Origin of the sequence: Brevundimonas faecalis, assembly GCF_040549405.1 — a bacterium.
Classification (GTDB): Bacteria; Pseudomonadota; Alphaproteobacteria; order Caulobacterales; family Caulobacteraceae; genus Brevundimonas; species Brevundimonas faecalis.
The window spans coordinates 931,625-948,045 of the sequence record NZ_JBEPTF010000001.1 but is presented as its reverse complement, the minus strand read 5'-3'; the positions used below and the strand labels follow the sequence as shown (position 1 = coordinate 948,045).

Here is a 16,421-nt window from a genome sequence, read left to right as displayed (position 1 = left end):
TTCGCTCGCCACTCGATACTCGCCACTCGCCACTTATCAAAGCCTCCGCGCGATCCGCACGAACCGCCCGGTCAGCAGGGCGCCCGAGATCAGGCTGGCCACGATGACCGACCAGACGATGCCGTCCACGCCCATGCGGTGCGCCAGCCACCAGCCCAGAGGGATCATGATGATGCCGTAGGACAGCAGGTGCATCAGCGTCGGCCAGACCACGTCGCCTGCCGCGCGGTTGGCCTGGGCCGCGACCACCTGCTGGGCGTCGGCGACGAAGAAGAGGGTCGCCAGGACCAGGGCCGGGGCCGCGATGGCCAGGATGGCCGGGTCGGTCGTATAGGCGCCGACCACGGGTCGCGCCGCCAGCCACAGGCCGACCGCGATGATGAAGGCCAGGACCGTCACCACGCCTATGCCCGACAGGCCGCTGCGCATCACGCCGGCCTTGTCGCCCGCGCCATAGGCCCGACCCACCAGGACGGCGGTGGCCGACGACAGGCCCATGGGCACCATGAAGACGATGGCGGAGACGTTGATGACCACGGCCCAGCTGGCGGTCTCGGCCGCGCCCAGCTGACCCGCGAACAGGGTCATGGCGGCGAAGGCGCCCACTTCGATGAAGTTGGACGAACCAGCGCCGACGCCGACCTTGATCTGCTCGCGCTCGACCGCCTTGTCGCGCTTGGGCTTGCTGAAAATACCCAGGGCCCGCGCCTCGGGCAGGCGCAGGATGAAGATGACGAGGAAGATGGCCAGAGCCGTGCGCGCGCCGAAGGTGGCCCAGGCCGAGGCGACCGCGCCGTGCACGCCGATGCCCAGCAGGTCCGGCACCAGCATCAGGTTCAGGGCCAGGTTGACGGCGTTGGCCACCCACATGGCGACCATGCCGGCCTTGGGCCGATGCAGGCCCTCGAGGAAGAACTGGGCCGCGACCGAGATCAGATAGGCGGGCATGGACAGGGCGAAGACCATCAGGGCGGGCGTCGCGCCCTCGCCCAGACCGTCCTCCAGCCCCATGTGCACCAGGCCGAACGGCCCCAGCAGCAGCAGGCCGATCATGGCGACGACGCCGATCTGCAGCGCATAGACCATGCCCCGCCGCAGGACGGCACCGACCTCGTCCTTGCGACCTTCGCCCAGCAGGCGGGCGGTCATGACCTGCACCCCCATCATCAGGCCGACCGCCGTGGTCAACACGACCGAGGACGGCGCCCAGGCCAGGGAGTGATAGGCCAGCTCGCGGCTGGCGTAGTGGCCGACGACGATGGCGTCGGTCAGGCCCATGGTCATGATGCCCAGACGCGCCAGCACGACCGGCCAGGCCAGCTTCAGCAGCTCGGACAGGGTTTCGCGGGTCTTGAAGCTGAACAGGGCCTTGGTCATCGGAGGCCGCAACAGCCATGCGCGCGGGCGCGGGTCAAATGATTTTACCGCCGCCTCGGGCGCCTACCAGGCGCCCAGTTCCCGAAGTTCGCGCACCAGGTCGTCCGGCAGATCGGTGGGATCGGCCGTGGACAGGTCGCCCGGCGCCTCCTTGGCCTCCAGATAGCGCCAGCCCTGGAAGGGTCGCCGGGCCAGGGGCGCGGTGCGGATGACCTGGGAATCCACCCGGATCTCGCAGCGGCTGGCCTTGCCCTCGCCCAGGGTGGTGATCTCCAGAATGCGCTGGCGGCAGGTCACGGAGCCCTTCATGACCCAATAGAGAGAGCCGCCGTCCTCGATCTCCGCCGCCCGCTTGGGCGTCATGCGGGTGTGGACGATCCGCCAGTCGGAACGCGCGGCGTTCGCCTCCAGCGTCTCGACCTCGGAAACGCCGACGCACAGCTTGATCAGGTGAAGGGGCATGACGCCCAACTAGTCATCCCGCGTCGCGATGACCAGACCCGCTCAGGGCACCCGGTCCAGCAGGGTGAAGATTTCCTGGCCCTTGGCGATCAGCTCACGCCCGCACCTCTGGCTGTGCGACCGAACCTGCTGGACCGGGGTGTTGTCCGTATAGTCCAGCATCCGCCGGATCCAGTTCGCCTGGGGATCACGGCCTTCCAGACGGCCCAGATAATACATCATGCCGCCCGAATACTGCTGCCTGAGCGCATCCGACAGAGCCGGGTCGTCGATCGCCACCGCCAACAGGCCCATGCACTGCAGGTCCGCCTGGGACGCCGCAGGCAGGTCGGTCAGGTCGGCGCCCAGAAGCGCCGTCGCCATCATCGCCGCAAGGATCATTTCGTCTCCTCGGCCTTCACCACGGCCAGGACCGCGCCGTCCGTGACCTGATCGCCGACGGCGACGTTGAACTCGGCCACCACGCCGTCGAAGGGCGCGGTCAGGGCGTGCTCCATCTTCATGGCCTCCAGCACCACGACCGGCTGGCCCTTGGTCACGACATCGCCGGCCTTGGCCAGCGCGGCGACGATCTTGCCCGGCATGGGCGCGCGCAGACCGCCGTCGGAGGCGGAACCGCCGGCAGATACAGCTTCGTAGCGCCAGGGCTGGATCTCGAAAGCTTCGCCATCAAGGAACAGAATGGTCGGGAGGCCCAAGGTCCGGTTCAGGCGAACCCCATCGACAACAACTCGTGTCACGTCGTCCTGTGCAATCGCCTCGGCCCCGCCAGTCCGAACCTTCCAAGACAATCTGTCCTTCCAGTGCGGCGCCTGCGCCTGAAGCATGTGGGCATCGCCTTCAACCGGTTCGCCGTTGACGAGGAATTTTCGGCTCGCTCGCCGGTCGCCGTTCAATCGCAGGCCGTGAGCGCCAGCCGTTGCGCTCCATACATCCGACTGCTCCCAGCCGCCGTCCTGGAGCAATGCGTCGTGGGCGAGCACGAAGACCCCGCCCTGACGGACGATTTCCGGGATAGGCCCGGCGGACAAAGCGTCCGCCTCTGCCGCGATGAACCCCGTGTCCACATCGCCGGAGATGAAGCGCGGATGCTCCAAACAGCGAGCGAGGAAGCCGGCGTTGGTCTTGACCGGCCAAACCTCGACGTCAGCGCAGGCGTCGGCCAGGTAGGCGGCCGCCTCCTCGCGGGTGTCCGCGGAGACGATCAGCTTGGCGATCATGGGGTCGTAGAACTGGCTGACCTCGCCGCCCTGCTCCACGCCCGTATCGACGCGGATGTCGTCAGGCAGGACGAAGTGATCCAGCCGCCCGATGGACGGCAGGAAGCCGTGGGCCGGGTCCTCGGCGTAGAGACGGGCCTCCATGGCCCAGCCCTTCATCGGGATGTCTTCCTGCTTCAGCGGAATGGGTTCGCCCGCCGCGACGCGCAGCTGCCATTCGACCAGATCGACGCCGGTGATGCTCTCCGTCACCGGATGCTCGACCTGCAGCCGGGTGTTCATCTCCATGAACCAGATGCGGTCGGCCTTCAGCCCGTCGGAGGCGTCGGCGATGAACTCGATGGTCCCCGCCCCCTGATAGTTCACGGCCTTGGCGGCGCGGACGGCGGCGGCGGTGACGGCCTCGCGCGTGGCGGCGTCCATGCCCGGCGCCGGGGCCTCTTCGATCACCTTCTGGTGGCGGCGTTGCAGCGAGCAGTCGCGTTCATGCAGGTGGACGACATTGCCGTGGCTGTCGCCGAAGACCTGCACCTCGATGTGGCGCGGACGGGTGATGTAGCTCTCGATCAGGACGCGCGGGTCACCGAAGGACGACTGACCCTCGCGCTGGGCCGAGGCCAGACCGTCGGCGAAGTCCTCCGCCCGGTCGACCTTCTTCATGCCCTTGCCGCCGCCGCCGGCGACCGCCTTGATCAGGACCGGGAAGCCGATGCGGTTCGCCTCGGCCGTCAGGGTTTCGACCGACTGGTCCTCGCCCTGATAGCCGGGGGTGACGGGCACGCCCGCCTCGATCATCAGTTTCTTGGCCGCGTCCTTCAGGCCCATGGCGCGGATCGAGGACGGCTGCGGGCCGATCCAGACGATGCCCGCCGCCATGACGGCCTCGGCGAAGTCGGCGTTCTCGGACAGGAAGCCGTAGCCGGGGTGGATGGCCTCCGCCCCCGTCGCCTTGGCCGCCGCCAGCACCTTGGCCGCATCCAGATAGGACTCGCGCGCCGCCGCCGGGCCGATCAGCACCGCCTCGTCGGCTTCCCGCACGTGCAGGGCCTGGGCGTCGGCCTCGGAGTAGACGGCGATGGTGCGCAGGCCCATGCGGCGGGCGGTGCGGAAGACGCGGCAGGCGATCTCGCCGCGATTGGCGACCAGGACGGACTTGAACATGGCGGTCTTGAACTCTGCCTTTGCAAATGGGCGCCCTGCTCCACCTTGCTCCTCCCTGTTCGCAAGGCGAATGGGGAGGTGGCGCGGCGCCGAAGGCGACGTGACGGAGGGGGCGTCTCAGTCGGCGAACCTTTGCGCCGCCCCCTCCACCACTTCGTGGTCCCCCTCCCCACACGTGGGGAGGAAGGAAGTCTTACTGCGCCCAGCTCGGGGCGCGCTTGTCGAGGAAGGCGCGGACGCCTTCCTGGCCCTCGGCGGAGACACGGGCGCGGGCGATGCGCTTGGCGGTCTCCTCCAGCAGGCGATGGTCGATGGCCTCGCCCGCCACATCGTGGACCAGACGCTTGGCGTCGCCCATGGCGCCGGGAGCGCAGTTGGTCAGGCTGTCGGTCAGCATGGAGATGAACTCGTCCACCGAACCTTCCGGCAGGACCAGGTCGATCAGGCCCGCGTGGGCGGCGTAGTCGGCGTCGAAGATATTGGCCGTCAGGAACAGCTGGCGGGCGCGGCGCGCGCCGACCGCCTCGATGACATAGGGGGCGATGGTCGCCGGGATCAGGCCCAGCTTGACCTCGGAGAAGGCGAAGCGCGCGCCCTCGACCGCCACGGCCATGTCGCAGGCGGCGACGATGCCCGCGCCGCCGCCCATGGCCGCTCCCTCGACCAGGGCCACCGTCAGGGCCGGCACGTCGTGCAGGGCCTTCAGCATCTTGGCCAGGCCCATGGCGTCGTCGCGGTTGTCGGCCTCGGACCAGCCGGCGGCGTCGCGCATCCAGTTCAGGTCGGCGCCCGCGCTGAAGGTGCCGCCCGCGCCGCGAATGAAGACCACGCGCACCCGGTCGGCGCCGTGTAGGGTCTCGAACGCCTCGTACAGGGCCGCGATGGTCGCGGCGTCGAAGGCGTTCTTCTTCTGCGGCCGGTTGATGGTCACGAAGACCACGCCCGACGGCAGGGCGTCGATCTGGACCAGGTCGTCGTTCGCGTCCGGCGCCGGATCGGCGACGAAGGGATGGGCGATGGCGTTCATCTCGACCGCCTCGGCGTCGGTGACGTCCAGGGCGTTCAGGTCTTCTTCGGTCGGCTTATCGGCCATCTTGGTTTCCTTGCGGGCATCGCAGGACGACGGACTCCGGCCCGTCGCCGTAGGTGAAGCTGAGCTTCTGTTGATCGTCCGACAGTATCAGCGTCCGATAGAGGCGTTCGATCCCATATTCGTCCTGATGATCGACCGTGACGGTAATCCCGTCCAGTTCAGCCGGCAGGACGGCGATCACTGTGTCTCCGGCCTCGAAATAGGTGATCGAGGTCCCGTCGATGATCAGGTTGGTTCCGCTTTCCCGGTCGCCGCAGCGCTCGAGTTCGCTGTTCCATTCCCCGTGGAAGCGCTCGGGAACGAGGGGCGCCGAGGCGTCGACGGCTTGAGCCTGCGCAGCCTGGGCCGCGCCGGCGCAGATCATTCCGAACAGCAGGCGGACGACGACGCGGTTCATGACGGCCCTCCCGGCGGTCAAACAGGATCGCAGCGGTTGGCGCGAACCGTCTTGCCGTCCTGCTCGACCCGCAGCGAGACCCCGGCGACCGGCGACAGGCGCAGCGTCTGGACGATGGTCTTGTCCCCGTCCGACGACTGGTTCTCCAGCACGACGCGGATGGCGTCGCCCTGACCTTCCAGGGTTTCCAGGGCCACCAGCTTGGAGGTGTCCTCATAGCCCTTGATCTCATCGGCCGTGATGACGAAGCGCGTGCCGCTCTCGTCCTTGTCGCAACCGGTGTCGCTGTAGTCCCAATTGCCGCGATAGCCGACGGGGAAGACCGCCTGCGACGGCTGTCCCGCCCGCGCTGCCTCTTCCTCTGCGGCCGAAACAGGCTCGGACGACGCCGCCTGCGTCGCGGCGGCGGGGGCGGCCTGATCCGCGGCGGCGGGGGCGTCAGACTTCGGGGCGGCGGAATCCGCTTGGGAGCCGCAGGCCGCCAGCAGGGTCGTCAGGGTGATGATAACGGCTGACGTCTTCATGTCTCAGTCCTTCTCGTCCGGATTCCGATCTCGGGCCGAGATCGTCGATGCGACCTTCTCAAGCGCATCGCCCTGCTTCAAGTTCTTTTTTGAACAGCGTATAATTGATGCGGCCCCGTCCTACATCCGGAAGACGCCGAAGGTGGTTTCGGGGATCGGGGCGTTCAGGCTGGCGCTGATGGCCAGGCCCAGGACGTCGCGGGTCTGGGCCGGGTCGATGACGCCGTCGTCCCACAGACGGGCGGTGGCGTAGTAGGGATTGCCCTCGTCCTCGTACTTCTGGCGGATCGGCGCCTTGAAGGTCTCGGCCTCTTCCGGCGTCCATGTGTCCGCGTCGCGGTGGACCGTGGCCAGGACGCTGGCCGCCTGCTCTCCGCCCATCACCGAAATCCGGCTGTTCGGCCAGGTGAAGAGGAAGCGCGGGCTGTAGGCCCGGCCGCACATGCCGTAGTTGCCGGCGCCGAACGAACCGCCGATCAGGACGGTGAACTTGGGCACCTCGGCGCTGGCGACCGCCGTCACCAGCTTGGCGCCGTGCTTGGCGATGCCCTCGGCCTCATACTTGCCGCCGACCATGAAGCCCGAGATGTTCTGCAGGAAGAGCAGCGGAATCTTGCGCTTGCAGGCCAGTTCGATGAAGTGCGCGCCCTTCTGGGCGCTCTCGCTGAACAGGACGCCGTTGTTGGCCAGGATGGCCACCGGCTGGCCCCAGATGCGGGCGAAACCGCAGACCAGCGACGTACCGTAAAGCGCCTTGAACTCGTCCATCTCCGAGCCGTCGACGATGCGGGCGATGACCTCGCGCACGTCATAGGGGGCGCGGACGTCCTCGGGGATGATCCCGTACAGTTCAGCCGGATCATAGGCCGGGGCGCGCGGCTCGCGCACATCCAGCGGCTGGGGCTTGATGGTGTTCAGGTTGGCGACGATGGAGCGGACGATCGCCAGCGCATGCTCGTCGTTCTCGGCCACATGATCGACCACGCCGGACTTGCGGCCGTGGGTCTCGGCGCCGCCCAGTTCCTCGGCCGAGATGACCTCGCCGGTCGCGGCCTTCACCAGAGGCGGACCGGCCAGGAAGATGGTGCCCTGATTGCGCACGATCACCGTCTCGTCCGACATGGCCGGCACATAGGCGCCGCCCGCCGTGCAGGAGCCCATGACGCAGGCGATCTGGGGGATCGACCGTGCGCTCATCCGCGCCTGGTTGAAGAAGATGCGGCCGAAGTGGTCGCGGTCAGGGAAGACCTCGGCCTGGTGCGGCAGGTTGGCCCCGCCGGAATCGACCAGATAGACGCAGGGCAGATTGTTCTGTTCGGCGATCTCCTGCGCCCGCAGGTGCTTCTTCACCGTCATGGGGAAGTAGGCGCCGCCCTTCACCGTCGGGTCGTTGGCGACGATCATGACCTCGCGGCCCGAGACCCGGCCGACGCCGCAGATCATGCCCGCGCCCGGCGCCTCGTCCTTGTACATGCCGTTGGCGGCCAGTTGCCCGACCTCCAGGAAGGGCGAGCCGGGGTCCAGCAGGCGCTCGACCCGGTCGCGCGGCAACAGCTTGCCCCGCGCCACATGGCGATCGCGACTGGCGTCGGAGCCCCCACGCGCGGCCTTGGCGACCTTCTCGTAAAGCTCGTCCCGCAGGGCGCGATTATGCGCATCCAGCGTTTTGAAAGCAGGACTGTTGCGATCGACGGCGGAAATCAGCTTGGGCATGCCCCAAGGTGTAAGCAGCTTCCGCTCCGGTGGGAAGCGCCGGATTTCCAGGCGACGGAAATCGCGCTTATGTGGGGGTCATGGCCTCCCCCCGTCCCGACACTCTGGAAGCCGCCCTGGCGCGAGTCTTCGACGGCGCGCACAACACCCGCGCCAGCTGGTTCGCCCTGACACGGGGCGAGCGGCTGTTCTCTGCGGGCGATCCGGCGGACACCCTCTATCTGCTGCGCGCCGGCCGACTGGGCGTCTTCCGCGAAGACGAGGGACGCGCGCCCCAGTTCGTCGGGGTGATCAAGCCGGGCGACCCGGTCGGGGAGATGGCCTTGCTGGCGGGGACCACCCACCTGTCGGACGTGGTGGCCCTGCGCGACAGCGACGTGATCGCCCTGCCCCGCGACGCCTTCTTCCAGGCCGCGCGGGACGAACCCGCCCTGATGACCGAGCTGGGCCAGGTCATGCTGGCCCGCGCCCGCGACCGCAACGCCGTGGGCGACGCCCCCAGCGTCTTCGGCTTCATCTCCGCCCGGGGACAGCCGATCCGCGGTTTCGTCGAGCGGGTGGCCCGCGCCGTTGAGGGCCAGGGCTTCTCATGCCTCGTCATCGACCATACGGCCCTGACCTCGGCCGCCGAATGGTTTTCCGGCGTGGAGCAGGCCCACGACTATGTCCTCTATGTCGCCGAATCGGACCAACCGAGCTGGGCCGCCCTGTGCGCGCGCCAGGTGGACCGCGTCTTCCTGGTCGGGACGGCCGACCGCCCTCCCCGCTCGCCCGTCTTCCAGCCCAGCACGGACGAGGCCCATCCGCTGACCGACCTGATCCTATTGCGCGAGCCGCACATGGGCCTGCCGAGCAACACCCGGGCCTGGCTGGACCTGGTTCGCCCCGGACGATGGTTCCACGTGGTCGAGGGCCTGTTCAGCGACACGGCGCGGATCGCGCGGGTCGTGACGGGGTCGGCGGTCGGTCTGGTCCTGTCGGGCGGCGGCGCGCGCGCCTACGCCCACATCGGCGCCCTGCGCGCCCTGCGCGAAGCGGGGACGCCCATCGACTTCATCGGCGGCTCCTCCATGGGGGCGGTGATCGGGGCTGGCCCAGCCCTGGGCTGGTCGGACGAGGAGCTGGAGGATCGCATCCGCACCGCCTTCGTCCAGTCCGATCCCCTGTCGGACATCGCCTTCCCCATCATCGCCATGACCCGCGCGGGCAAGGTGGCGGGCCTGATGCAGGACGCCTTCGGCGAGGTGGGGATCGAGAACATGACCCTGCCCTTCTACGCCGTCTCGACCAACCTCACGACCGGGCGGCTGGAGATCCACCGCCAGGGCGTGCTGCGCCATGCGCTGCGGGCTTCCATCTCCCTGCCCGGCGTCATGCCGCCCGTGGTGATGAACGGCCAGGTGCTAGTGGACGGCGCCGTCCTGCGCAACTTCCCCAGCGAGGTCATGCGCCGCCTGAACACCGGCCCCGTAGTCGGCGTGGACGTATCCCAGACGCGCGGCGTGGACCCCAAGGCTCTGGAGAATCCGCCGTCCTGGTGGCGATGGATCCTGTCAGGCTCGTGGAAGAAGGGGCCGCCGATCGTCTCCATCCTGATGCGGGCGGCCACCCTGACGACCGAAAGCGAGCTGATGCAGGCGCGGGCCGACACCGACCTGCTGATCCTGCCCAAGCCGGAGGGCGTCGAAATCCGCGACTGGAAGGCCTACGACCCGGCCGTCAGCGCCGGCCATGACGCCGCGCGCGCGGCGCTGGAGACCCTGGACGGCCCGATCGAGCACATGCACCGCAAGGACGTCATCCCCGGCGCGCCACCAGAAACAGACGAGGAAATGGCAGAAGAGTCTCCCCCGTCGCCCGTCGCGGAAAGGCCTCGGAAAGCCGGCTTCCTAGGGTTGAAAGGAAGGTGTCCCTCATAGGGGCGTCGTCGGCCAGCACCGTCAGATAGGGGCGCAGGGCCGTCCCCTTCATCCATTCCAGCACGGCGTTCTCGCCCGCCAGGACGTGCAGATAGGTGGTGGACCAGATGTCGATGTCCGCGCACAGGGGCGCCAGGACGTCGTAATAGGCCTCGACCGGCATGACCTGAACCCTGGCCGTCGCCTCGGTCAGGCGCGACGCCCACGGCGCCTCGGCCACGGTCTCGCGCATCAGGCGGTGGTGCCGCGTCTCCCAGCTCAACGGCATCTGGACCGCCAGGACGCCGCCCGGCGCCAGGGCTTCGGCCAGCCGCCGGAACAGGGGTTCATGATCAGGCAGCCACTGCAGGGAGGCGTTGGCGAAGATCAGGTCGGCCGGTCGATCCGGCGCCCAGGTCGTGATGTCCCCCGTTCGCCAGTCGACGTCCGCCGTCAAGGCTCTGGCCTCGGCGATCATCGCCTCGCTGGCGTCCAAGCCATGCACATGCGCTCGCGGATGGCGACGCTTCAACAGGGCCGCATGCTGCCCCGTCCCGCAGCCCAGATCCCAGATCTCGGCCGGCGACAGGTCTTCCGGAAGGCGGACGAGCAGATCCAGGGCGGCGCGATCGCGCTCGGCCTCGAAACGACTATACTGCTGGGGATCCCATATCGGGGCGGTCATCGGCGTCTCCCATGTCATCGCCGAAGCGATTCGAGGAAGAATGGTACAGCCTCTCAGGTTTGAACTGAGGACCTCCGGCTCCACAAACCGGCGCTCTAACCAACTGAGCTAAGGCTGCACATCTCTGCGCGAGGGCGGTTCTCTAGCGGCACTCGCCCGATGGGGCAAGCGCCCTTTTCATCCTCGCCGCAGGGAAATGGCTTTTATCCCCGTCAGTTCCACCCACGGCTGGCGATGTACTGCTCCAGAGCCGCGATGCGGGTCTGGTCCGACGGGTGGGTCGAGGCGAACTGGGGCGTGGAGGACTGCCGCTGCTGCGCCATCAGGCGCCACAGGGCCACGGCCTCCGACGGCTTGTAGCCCGCGGCGGCCAGGTAATCGACGCCCAGGCGGTCGGCCTCCAGTTCATGGCTGCGCGAGAAGGGCAGCAGCACGCCGAGTTGGGCGCCCAGACCGCCGAAGGCCTGGACCGCCTGGCCGTAGTCCCCCGCCTGGCTCTGGACCGCGCCGAGCACCAGGCCGGTCGCGGCGTTGGTCGAGGAGCGCTCGGCCGCATGGCGGGCGACGACGTGGCCGACCTCATGGCCGATGACCGTGGCCAGTTGGTCGTCGTTCTTCGCCAGGTTCAACAGGCCCGTCGTCACGCCGATATGGCCCGACGGCAGGACGAAGGCGTTGGGCGAGGCGTCCTCGAACACGGCGTAGTCCCAGGGACGGTCCGTCAGGCGCGCCGCCTGGACGATGCGGTCGCCGACCCGCCGCACACGCGCGTTCTGGGCCGCGTTGTTCGACACCTTCTGGGTCCGCAAGGTCTCGGCCCAGGCTGCACGCGACTGCTGGATCAGGGCGCTGTCGTCCACAAAGACGAACTGGTTCCGTCCCAGGGCCTCGTTGTAGGCGCAGGCGCCCAAAAGGCCTGACAGGGCGACGACCGATCCGACGGCGAGAACGAGGGCTTTTTTCACGCGGGCCTCCTGGCGGCTTTCGCCAAGGATCATGCGGAGGAAATCACAGAGACGCCAGCGATCAATGACGGAAGCCGACGATGTCTCGACCCGCCTTCCCTTGCACTCATGAAAAAAGCGCCCCGAGGAGAACCTCGGGGCGCCTTTGTCGTTATGCGATCGCTCGCGTCAGTCGCCCAGGTTGAACGGGACGCGGACGACGAACTTGGCGTTCGTTGCAGCGCCGTCGACCGTGCGGGGCGAAAGTTGCCCGCGCTGGACGATCCGGACGGCCGCGGCGCCGAAGCCCATGCCCGACGGATCTTCCGAAACGACACGGCAGTCTTCCGGACGGCCGCTCGGGGTCACCGTGCACTCGACCGTGGCCGAGCCGCTGACGCCCCGATCCATGGCGCGCTGCGGGAAATCACGTTCAGTCGGACGCGGCGGACGCGCCCAGCTCGGGTTCGTGATCACCGAAGGCTTCGGCGGAGCCGGGGGAGCCGGCGGAGGCGGAGGTCCGGGGACGATGACGGGCGGGCCCGTATACTCCTGGCGGTCTTCCTTCTTCGTCGGCTCGATCGGCAGAGTCACCGGAGGCGGAGGCGCATTCGTATTGATCTGCGGCTCGCGCACCTGAAGCTTCGGCGGCGGAGGCGTGTCCGGCGGCGGAGGCGGCGGCGGAGGCGGCGGAGGCGGCGGAGGCGGAGCCATCAGCTCCACGTCGACGGCCTCGTCCTCGTAGGTCATCTCCTTCAGCTTGAACTTGTTATTATACAGGTACAAGCCGGCCAGGCCGTGGACCAGCACCGAAACGGCGATGCCCACGATAGCCCCAGTCGAGAGCTTCTTCTTCTTCTTCGGCGGATCCAAGATCGGATCGCGGTGGTCGTGAGGTTCAGCTGTCATGCTATTCGCCACGCCCCCTTACGATTGATCTTCGCCAACCAGGGCGACGCTGTAGAAACCATTGTCTTGCAAGGCGTTCATGACCTGCATGAAGTCCCCGTACCGCGTGAGCTGGTCAGCGCGGATGAAAATCCGCTCCTGCTCAGGGTTACGCGAGCCGATTTGGGTCTTCAGATCATCGCCCAGCGTTGCCGTCGACGTCCGGAAGTCGCCCACGAAGACATCGCCATCATTTTGAATGGAGATGAAAACGGGTTTGGGCGGATTCGGAGCCGGCGGAGCGACGGCGCGAGGAAGTTTCACCGGCACCGACACGGTGGCGAGCGGAGCCGCCACCATGAAGATGATGAGGAGAACCAGCATAATGTCCACGAAGGGTGTGACATTGATTTCGCTGTTCGCCTCGACGGTGTACTTGCCGCCGCCGGAACCGGAAAGTTTGGCGGCCATCCGTCTTATGCCCCCTTGTCGAGCTGACGCGAGATAGCGTTGATCAGTTCGGCGTTGAAGCCGTCCGAACGGGTGCCGTACGACGAGATGCGCGTGTTGAAGTAGTTATAGAAGATAACGGCCGGGATAGCGGCGAACAGGCCGATACCGGTGGCCAGCAGGGCTTCAGCGATACCCGGAGCAACGACGGCCAGGTTGGTCGTGTTGGACTCGGCGATGCCGATGAAGGAGTTCATGATGCCGTACACGGTGCCGAACAGACCGACGAACGGACCGGTCGAACCGACCGAAGCCAGGAACTGCTGACCGCCCGAGAGGCGCTTCGGCAGGCTGGACTGGACGGCGGCCACGGCGTTCTGGGCGCGCAGCAGGGCCGAGTCGCGGTGATCGCCGGTGACGCTCAGGCCGGCTTGACGCGACAGTTCGATTTCCTCGGTGGCGGCGGCGGCCATGTCGGCCAGCGGGTTGCCGTCGAAGTCTTCCGAGGTGGCGACGCGACGCATGTCAGCGATGGTGCGGGCGCCGCGGAAGGCTTCCAGGAAGCGGTCGGTGGCCTTGTTCAGCGAACCGAACTCGATCAGCTTGATCAGCAGCAGGGTCCACGAGAAGATCGAGGCGAGAAGCAGGCCAGCCATGACCAGCTTAACGACCATGGTCGCTTCCATGAACATCGAGATCGGGGTGATGCCGCTGCTGCCGTGGCCGCCGCTCACCGAGTCACCGACCGAAGCCGGATCGGCTTCAGCAGCGGCCGGAGCAGCAGCGTCAGCGGCCGGAGCCGCAGCAGCATCAGCAGCCGGAGCGGCAGCGGCGGCAGGCGCGGCGGCCGGAGCCGCGGCGTCTTGCGCCAGAACCGGCGAGCTCGCCATCAGGACGGCAGCGCCGGCCATTGCGAGGAGGATATTCGTCTTCTTGTCGAGCATGTTTCGCCAGTTCCTGCTTTGGTCTGACACGTGGAACCCAAGACACGGACCGCGTCAGTCGGCCGTCCCTATGAAATGATTTGCACCACGGCCGGATCGACCGACCTGTGGAGCCGCCCCCCCGCAACGGTTGTTCGAGAACTTCCGTCGCCGCCAAGGTCGGAAGAGACCATATCTCTCCAACTCTGACCTGCAAGCAGGAATGCGGTTAAGTCCCTTTGGCGAACACCCCTCTTAGCGTCAAGTCCGCAAAGTTTCTTTTCCCTTTCGCACTCGCAGCATTCACCCGGGTGGGCAAATTATTTTCCAAAACCATCATGATACAGACACGAAAACGCTGCGTTGCGGAAAATTACGAGCATGCAATTTCGTTGGCGAAAATAAGGCCTTTTCGAGACGCAACGCCTGTTCGACCGAAACGGACTTCGGCCGGGCGCATCGAAAACCAAATTTTAAGGGAAATGGTGCCTGGAGGCGGATTCGAACCACCGACACGCGGATTTTCAATCCGCTGCTCTACCAACTGAGCTATCCAGGCGCGCGATTGCGTCGCGAGAGGCGGGTCTATAGGCGAGCCCGATCGGGGTGTCCAGACGCCAATTCACTCAATTTCGCGATCTTTTTCATCTTCCGCCGCTTCGTCGGCCGGAATGGCGTAGGCGCCGGTGAACCAGCGCTGCAGATCGACGTCGGCGCAACGCTTGGAACAGAAGGGTTTGTAGGCCTGGACGGCTTCCTGGCGACGGCAGATCGGGCAGAGCGACATGGGAAACCTCTTTAAATTCGAACTTCACCGGGAAGCAGGGCGGAATCCCCCACGACAGCAGCGCGCGGTCCCAGGCGTTCGACCAGTGGCGCAGCCAGGGCCGCCTCCCCTTCTCCGCAGCGCGCAATGATGCGCGGCGAGGCCATGTCCGTCAGCAGGGCCAGACGCAGGCGCCGCGTCACGTCGATGGCGCGCGTCTCCAAGGTGCGCCGCCCGGCCGCGTCCAGCAGGCGGTCGTCCAGGGGTGTTCGGCGCCACGGAAGGGACAGTTGCGCCAGGCCGAAACGACTGAAGGGACCAAAGGCCGTCTGAGGCTCGGCGGCGAAGGCGGCGCGCACCGTCTTCATCACCGTCTCTCCATGCAGACCGACGCCGGCCAGGTCGACGATCACCAGCCCCCCCCAGCCTTTCAACGTCAGCATCCGCGCGGCCTGCGCCAGGCCCTCGCGATTCACCGTCTCCCGGGCCTTGCGCGAATCTCGACCGGGGGCGGGCGCATGGTCGATGTCGACGGCGATCAGGGCGCGCGTGCGCTGAATCATCAGATCGAGCCCGACGGAGGGCTCCGACACATGGAGGGACAGAGCCTCCTCCTCCGCCTCCAGCGCCGCCTGGACGGCGACCGCGCCGGTCTGGATCACAACGCCCGGCGCCAGGTCCGCGAGAATAGAGGAGACGTCCGGCCCCGGCTGAAGCAGGCGCGGTTCGCCCGAAGCCTCGCCGATACGGCGCAAGACCGGTCCCTTGCGTTCGCGGGGTTCGGCGACCGTCTCGACCTCGATCTTGGCCCCCTGCCCCGGCTTTTCATTCGCCCCCAGAGGCAGGAAGCCGAAGGGTTCGCCGACGCCCATGTCTATAAAGGCGCCCCGCAGGCCCGGCTCGACCCGAGCGACCCGGCCGACGCTGCGCGCGCCCAGCCGGTCGCCCGGCCGATCGCTTTCGCGCTGAATGATCAGATGGTGGAAGCGCCCGTCGCGGGCGACGACGCCGCGCGTTTCGCCGGGCGTGTCATCGAGGAAGACCTCGACATCGGCCACCTCAGGCGACCTTGGGCCGCCAGCCGGCGCCGTAGAGAAGATTGGCCGCCTCATAAAGCGGCAGGCCCATGACCGCCGGATGGCTGCCGACGATACGGCGCACGAAGGCCGCGGCCCGGCCCTGGATCCCGTATCCGCCCGCCTTGCCGCGCCATTCGCCGGAAGCGACATAGGCCGCGACGTCTTCAGGCGACAGGGTCTTGAAGGAGACGCGGGTCTCGACCACGCGGGCGCTAACCGCCCCGTTCGCGATCACCACCACGCCGGTGTAGACGCGGTGATTGCGCCCCGACAGAAGTTCCAGGAAGCGCCTGGCCTCGGCCTCGTCGGCGGGCTTTTCCAGCAGGCGGCGGCCCACGGCCACCACGGTGTCGGCGGCCAGGACGACGGCGTCCGGCGATCGCGCGGCGACCACCTCGGCCTTGCCGCGCGCCAGGCGTTCCGCCAGCCGCGCCGGCGCCTCGCCCTTCAGCGGGGTCTCGTCGATGTCGGCGGGATCGACATGATCGGGAACCACCCCGATCTGCGCCAGCAGTTCGATGCGGCGCGGGCTCGACGAGGCCAGAACCAGCCTCGGAGCGGAAAGGTCAGGACGCGACACGCGCGTCCTTACTTGAAGCGATAGGTGATGCGGCCCTTGGTCAGGTCGTAGGGCGTCATTTCGACCAGCACCTTGTCGCCCGCCAGAACGCGGATGCGGTTCTTGCGCATCTTGCCGGCGGTGTGGGCGATGATCTCGTGGTCGTTTTCCAGCGTCACGCGGAAGGTGGCGTTCGGCAGCAGTTCGCTGACGGTGCCGGGGAACTCGAGAAGTTCTTCCTTGGCCATGCGGTCTCTCTCGCCCGGTGAAACGGCGTATGGC

The 16,421-nt window shown here is 67.5% G+C and carries 17 protein-coding genes, 2 tRNA genes and 1 pseudogene; 1 reads left to right on the top strand and 19 read right to left on the bottom strand.

The annotated features are described in order from the left end of the window. Positions 1 to 36: 36 nt before the first annotated feature. From ABIE19_RS04580 to ABIE19_RS04545, 8 genes are all read right to left on the bottom strand, one after another. A complete protein-coding gene (locus tag ABIE19_RS04580; protein WP_354087950.1) occupies positions 37 to 1,377 on the bottom strand; it encodes an MATE family efflux transporter in 1,341 nt (446 codons plus the stop codon). A 63-nt stretch (positions 1,378 to 1,440) separates the two neighbouring features. Continuing rightward, positions 1,441 to 1,839, bottom strand: a complete 399-nt coding sequence (locus ABIE19_RS04575; RefSeq protein ID WP_354087949.1) for a DUF1489 family protein — start codon at positions 1,837 to 1,839, stop codon at positions 1,441 to 1,443. Between the two features lie 42 nt (positions 1,840 to 1,881). Next, positions 1,882 to 2,220, bottom strand: a complete 339-nt coding sequence (locus ABIE19_RS04570) for a hypothetical protein (protein ID WP_354087948.1) — start codon at positions 2,218 to 2,220, stop codon at positions 1,882 to 1,884. Further along, complete coding sequence (locus tag ABIE19_RS04565) at positions 2,217 to 4,220, bottom strand: acetyl/propionyl/methylcrotonyl-CoA carboxylase subunit alpha (RefSeq protein ID WP_354087947.1); 2,004 nt, start codon at positions 4,218 to 4,220, stop codon at positions 2,217 to 2,219. The genes ABIE19_RS04570 and ABIE19_RS04565 overlap by 4 nt, the downstream gene beginning before the upstream one ends. Before the next feature lie 193 nt (positions 4,221 to 4,413). Continuing rightward, entirely contained in the window at positions 4,414 to 5,313 is a 900-nt protein-coding gene (locus ABIE19_RS04560; protein WP_354087946.1) for an enoyl-CoA hydratase-related protein, read from the bottom strand. Continuing rightward, the gene (locus tag ABIE19_RS04555) at positions 5,303 to 5,710 is read right to left on the bottom strand and encodes a hypothetical protein (protein WP_354087945.1); all 408 of its coding nucleotides are present in this window, start codon (positions 5,708 to 5,710) and stop codon (positions 5,303 to 5,305) included. The genes ABIE19_RS04560 and ABIE19_RS04555 overlap by 11 nt, the downstream gene beginning before the upstream one ends. A gap of 17 nt (positions 5,711 to 5,727) precedes the next feature. After that, on the bottom strand, positions 5,728 to 6,234 hold the full coding sequence (locus ABIE19_RS04550; RefSeq protein ID WP_354087943.1) for a hypothetical protein: 507 nt from the start codon (positions 6,232 to 6,234) through the stop codon (positions 5,728 to 5,730). A gap of 120 nt (positions 6,235 to 6,354) precedes the next feature. Beyond that, entirely contained in the window at positions 6,355 to 7,947 is a 1,593-nt protein-coding gene (locus tag ABIE19_RS04545; protein ID WP_354087942.1) for a carboxyl transferase domain-containing protein, read from the bottom strand. An 80-nt stretch (positions 7,948 to 8,027) separates the two neighbouring features. On the opposite strand from ABIE19_RS04545, the gene ABIE19_RS04540 reads away from it, so the two are divergent. Further along, entirely contained in the window at positions 8,028 to 9,866 is a 1,839-nt protein-coding gene (locus ABIE19_RS04540) for a patatin-like phospholipase family protein (protein WP_354087941.1), read from the top strand. Positions 9,867 to 10,104: 238 nt separating this feature from the next. On the opposite strand, the pseudogene ABIE19_RS04535 reads toward ABIE19_RS04540, so the two are convergent. From ABIE19_RS04535 to infA, 11 genes and pseudogenes are all read right to left on the bottom strand, one after another. Then, positions 10,105 to 10,530, bottom strand: a pseudogene (locus tag ABIE19_RS04535) (methyltransferase domain-containing protein); the annotation flags it as partial. Positions 10,531 to 10,571: 41 nt separating this feature from the next. Next, positions 10,572 to 10,648, bottom strand: a tRNA-His gene (locus ABIE19_RS04530). Between the two features lie 94 nt (positions 10,649 to 10,742). Beyond that, complete coding sequence (locus ABIE19_RS04525) at positions 10,743 to 11,495, bottom strand: M48 family metallopeptidase (protein ID WP_435521129.1); 753 nt, start codon at positions 11,493 to 11,495, stop codon at positions 10,743 to 10,745. A gap of 168 nt (positions 11,496 to 11,663) precedes the next feature. Then, complete coding sequence (locus tag ABIE19_RS04520) at positions 11,664 to 12,383, bottom strand: energy transducer TonB (RefSeq protein ID WP_354087939.1); 720 nt, start codon at positions 12,381 to 12,383, stop codon at positions 11,664 to 11,666. 18 nt (positions 12,384 to 12,401) lie between these two features. Further along, positions 12,402 to 12,833 carry an ExbD/TolR family protein gene (locus ABIE19_RS04515; protein WP_354087938.1) on the bottom strand — a complete coding sequence of 144 codons (432 nt, stop codon included), beginning with the start codon at positions 12,831 to 12,833 and terminating at the stop codon, positions 12,402 to 12,404. A 5-nt stretch (positions 12,834 to 12,838) separates the two neighbouring features. Then, entirely contained in the window at positions 12,839 to 13,756 is a 918-nt protein-coding gene (locus tag ABIE19_RS04510; protein ID WP_354087937.1) for a MotA/TolQ/ExbB proton channel family protein, read from the bottom strand. Positions 13,757 to 14,218: 462 nt separating this feature from the next. Then, positions 14,219 to 14,294: transfer RNA gene (locus tag ABIE19_RS04505), tRNA-Phe, on the bottom strand. A 63-nt stretch (positions 14,295 to 14,357) separates the two neighbouring features. Continuing rightward, entirely contained in the window at positions 14,358 to 14,522 is a 165-nt protein-coding gene (locus ABIE19_RS04500) for a DNA gyrase inhibitor YacG (protein ID WP_354087936.1), read from the bottom strand. A gap of 11 nt (positions 14,523 to 14,533) precedes the next feature. Further along, positions 14,534 to 15,559 carry a ribonuclease E/G gene (locus tag ABIE19_RS04495; RefSeq protein ID WP_354087935.1) on the bottom strand — a complete coding sequence of 342 codons (1,026 nt, stop codon included), beginning with the start codon at positions 15,557 to 15,559 and terminating at the stop codon, positions 14,534 to 14,536. Position 15,560: 1 nt separating this feature from the next. Then, complete coding sequence (locus ABIE19_RS04490; RefSeq protein WP_354087934.1) at positions 15,561 to 16,160, bottom strand: Maf family protein; 600 nt, start codon at positions 16,158 to 16,160, stop codon at positions 15,561 to 15,563. Positions 16,161 to 16,168: 8 nt separating this feature from the next. Beyond that, entirely contained in the window at positions 16,169 to 16,387 is a 219-nt protein-coding gene (gene infA, locus ABIE19_RS04485; RefSeq protein ID WP_008261544.1) for a translation initiation factor IF-1, read from the bottom strand. Positions 16,388 to 16,421 lie beyond the last annotated feature (34 nt).

Bases quoted from the DNA above. Each gene is read 5' to 3' on its own strand.
- ABIE19_RS04580 (WP_354087950.1), bottom strand. From the start codon at position 1,377: ATGACCAAGGCCCTGTTCAGCTTCAAGACCCGCGAAACCCTGTCCGAG.
- ABIE19_RS04575 (WP_354087949.1), bottom strand. From the start codon at position 1,839: ATGCCCCTTCACCTGATCAAGCTGTGCGTCGGCGTTTCCGAGGTCGAG.
- ABIE19_RS04570 (WP_354087948.1), bottom strand. From the start codon at position 2,220: ATGATCCTTGCGGCGATGATGGCGACGGCGCTTCTGGGCGCCGACCTG.
- ABIE19_RS04565 (WP_354087947.1), bottom strand. From the start codon at position 4,220: ATGTTCAAGTCCGTCCTGGTCGCCAATCGCGGCGAGATCGCCTGCCGC.
- ABIE19_RS04560 (WP_354087946.1), bottom strand. From the start codon at position 5,313: ATGGCCGATAAGCCGACCGAAGAAGACCTGAACGCCCTGGACGTCACC.
- ABIE19_RS04555 (WP_354087945.1), bottom strand. From the start codon at position 5,710: ATGAACCGCGTCGTCGTCCGCCTGCTGTTCGGAATGATCTGCGCCGGC.
- ABIE19_RS04550 (WP_354087943.1), bottom strand. From the start codon at position 6,234: ATGAAGACGTCAGCCGTTATCATCACCCTGACGACCCTGCTGGCGGCC.
- ABIE19_RS04545 (WP_354087942.1), bottom strand. From the start codon at position 7,947: ATGCCCAAGCTGATTTCCGCCGTCGATCGCAACAGTCCTGCTTTCAAA.
- ABIE19_RS04540 (WP_354087941.1), top strand. From the start codon at position 8,028: ATGGCCTCCCCCCGTCCCGACACTCTGGAAGCCGCCCTGGCGCGAGTC.
- ABIE19_RS04520 (WP_354087939.1), bottom strand. From the start codon at position 12,383: ATGACAGCTGAACCTCACGACCACCGCGATCCGATCTTGGATCCGCCG.
- ABIE19_RS04515 (WP_354087938.1), bottom strand. From the start codon at position 12,833: ATGGCCGCCAAACTTTCCGGTTCCGGCGGCGGCAAGTACACCGTCGAG.
- ABIE19_RS04510 (WP_354087937.1), bottom strand. From the start codon at position 13,756: ATGCTCGACAAGAAGACGAATATCCTCCTCGCAATGGCCGGCGCTGCC.
- ABIE19_RS04500 (WP_354087936.1), bottom strand. From the start codon at position 14,522: ATGTCGCTCTGCCCGATCTGCCGTCGCCAGGAAGCCGTCCAGGCCTAC.
- infA (WP_008261544.1), bottom strand. From the start codon at position 16,387: ATGGCCAAGGAAGAACTTCTCGAGTTCCCCGGCACCGTCAGCGAACTG.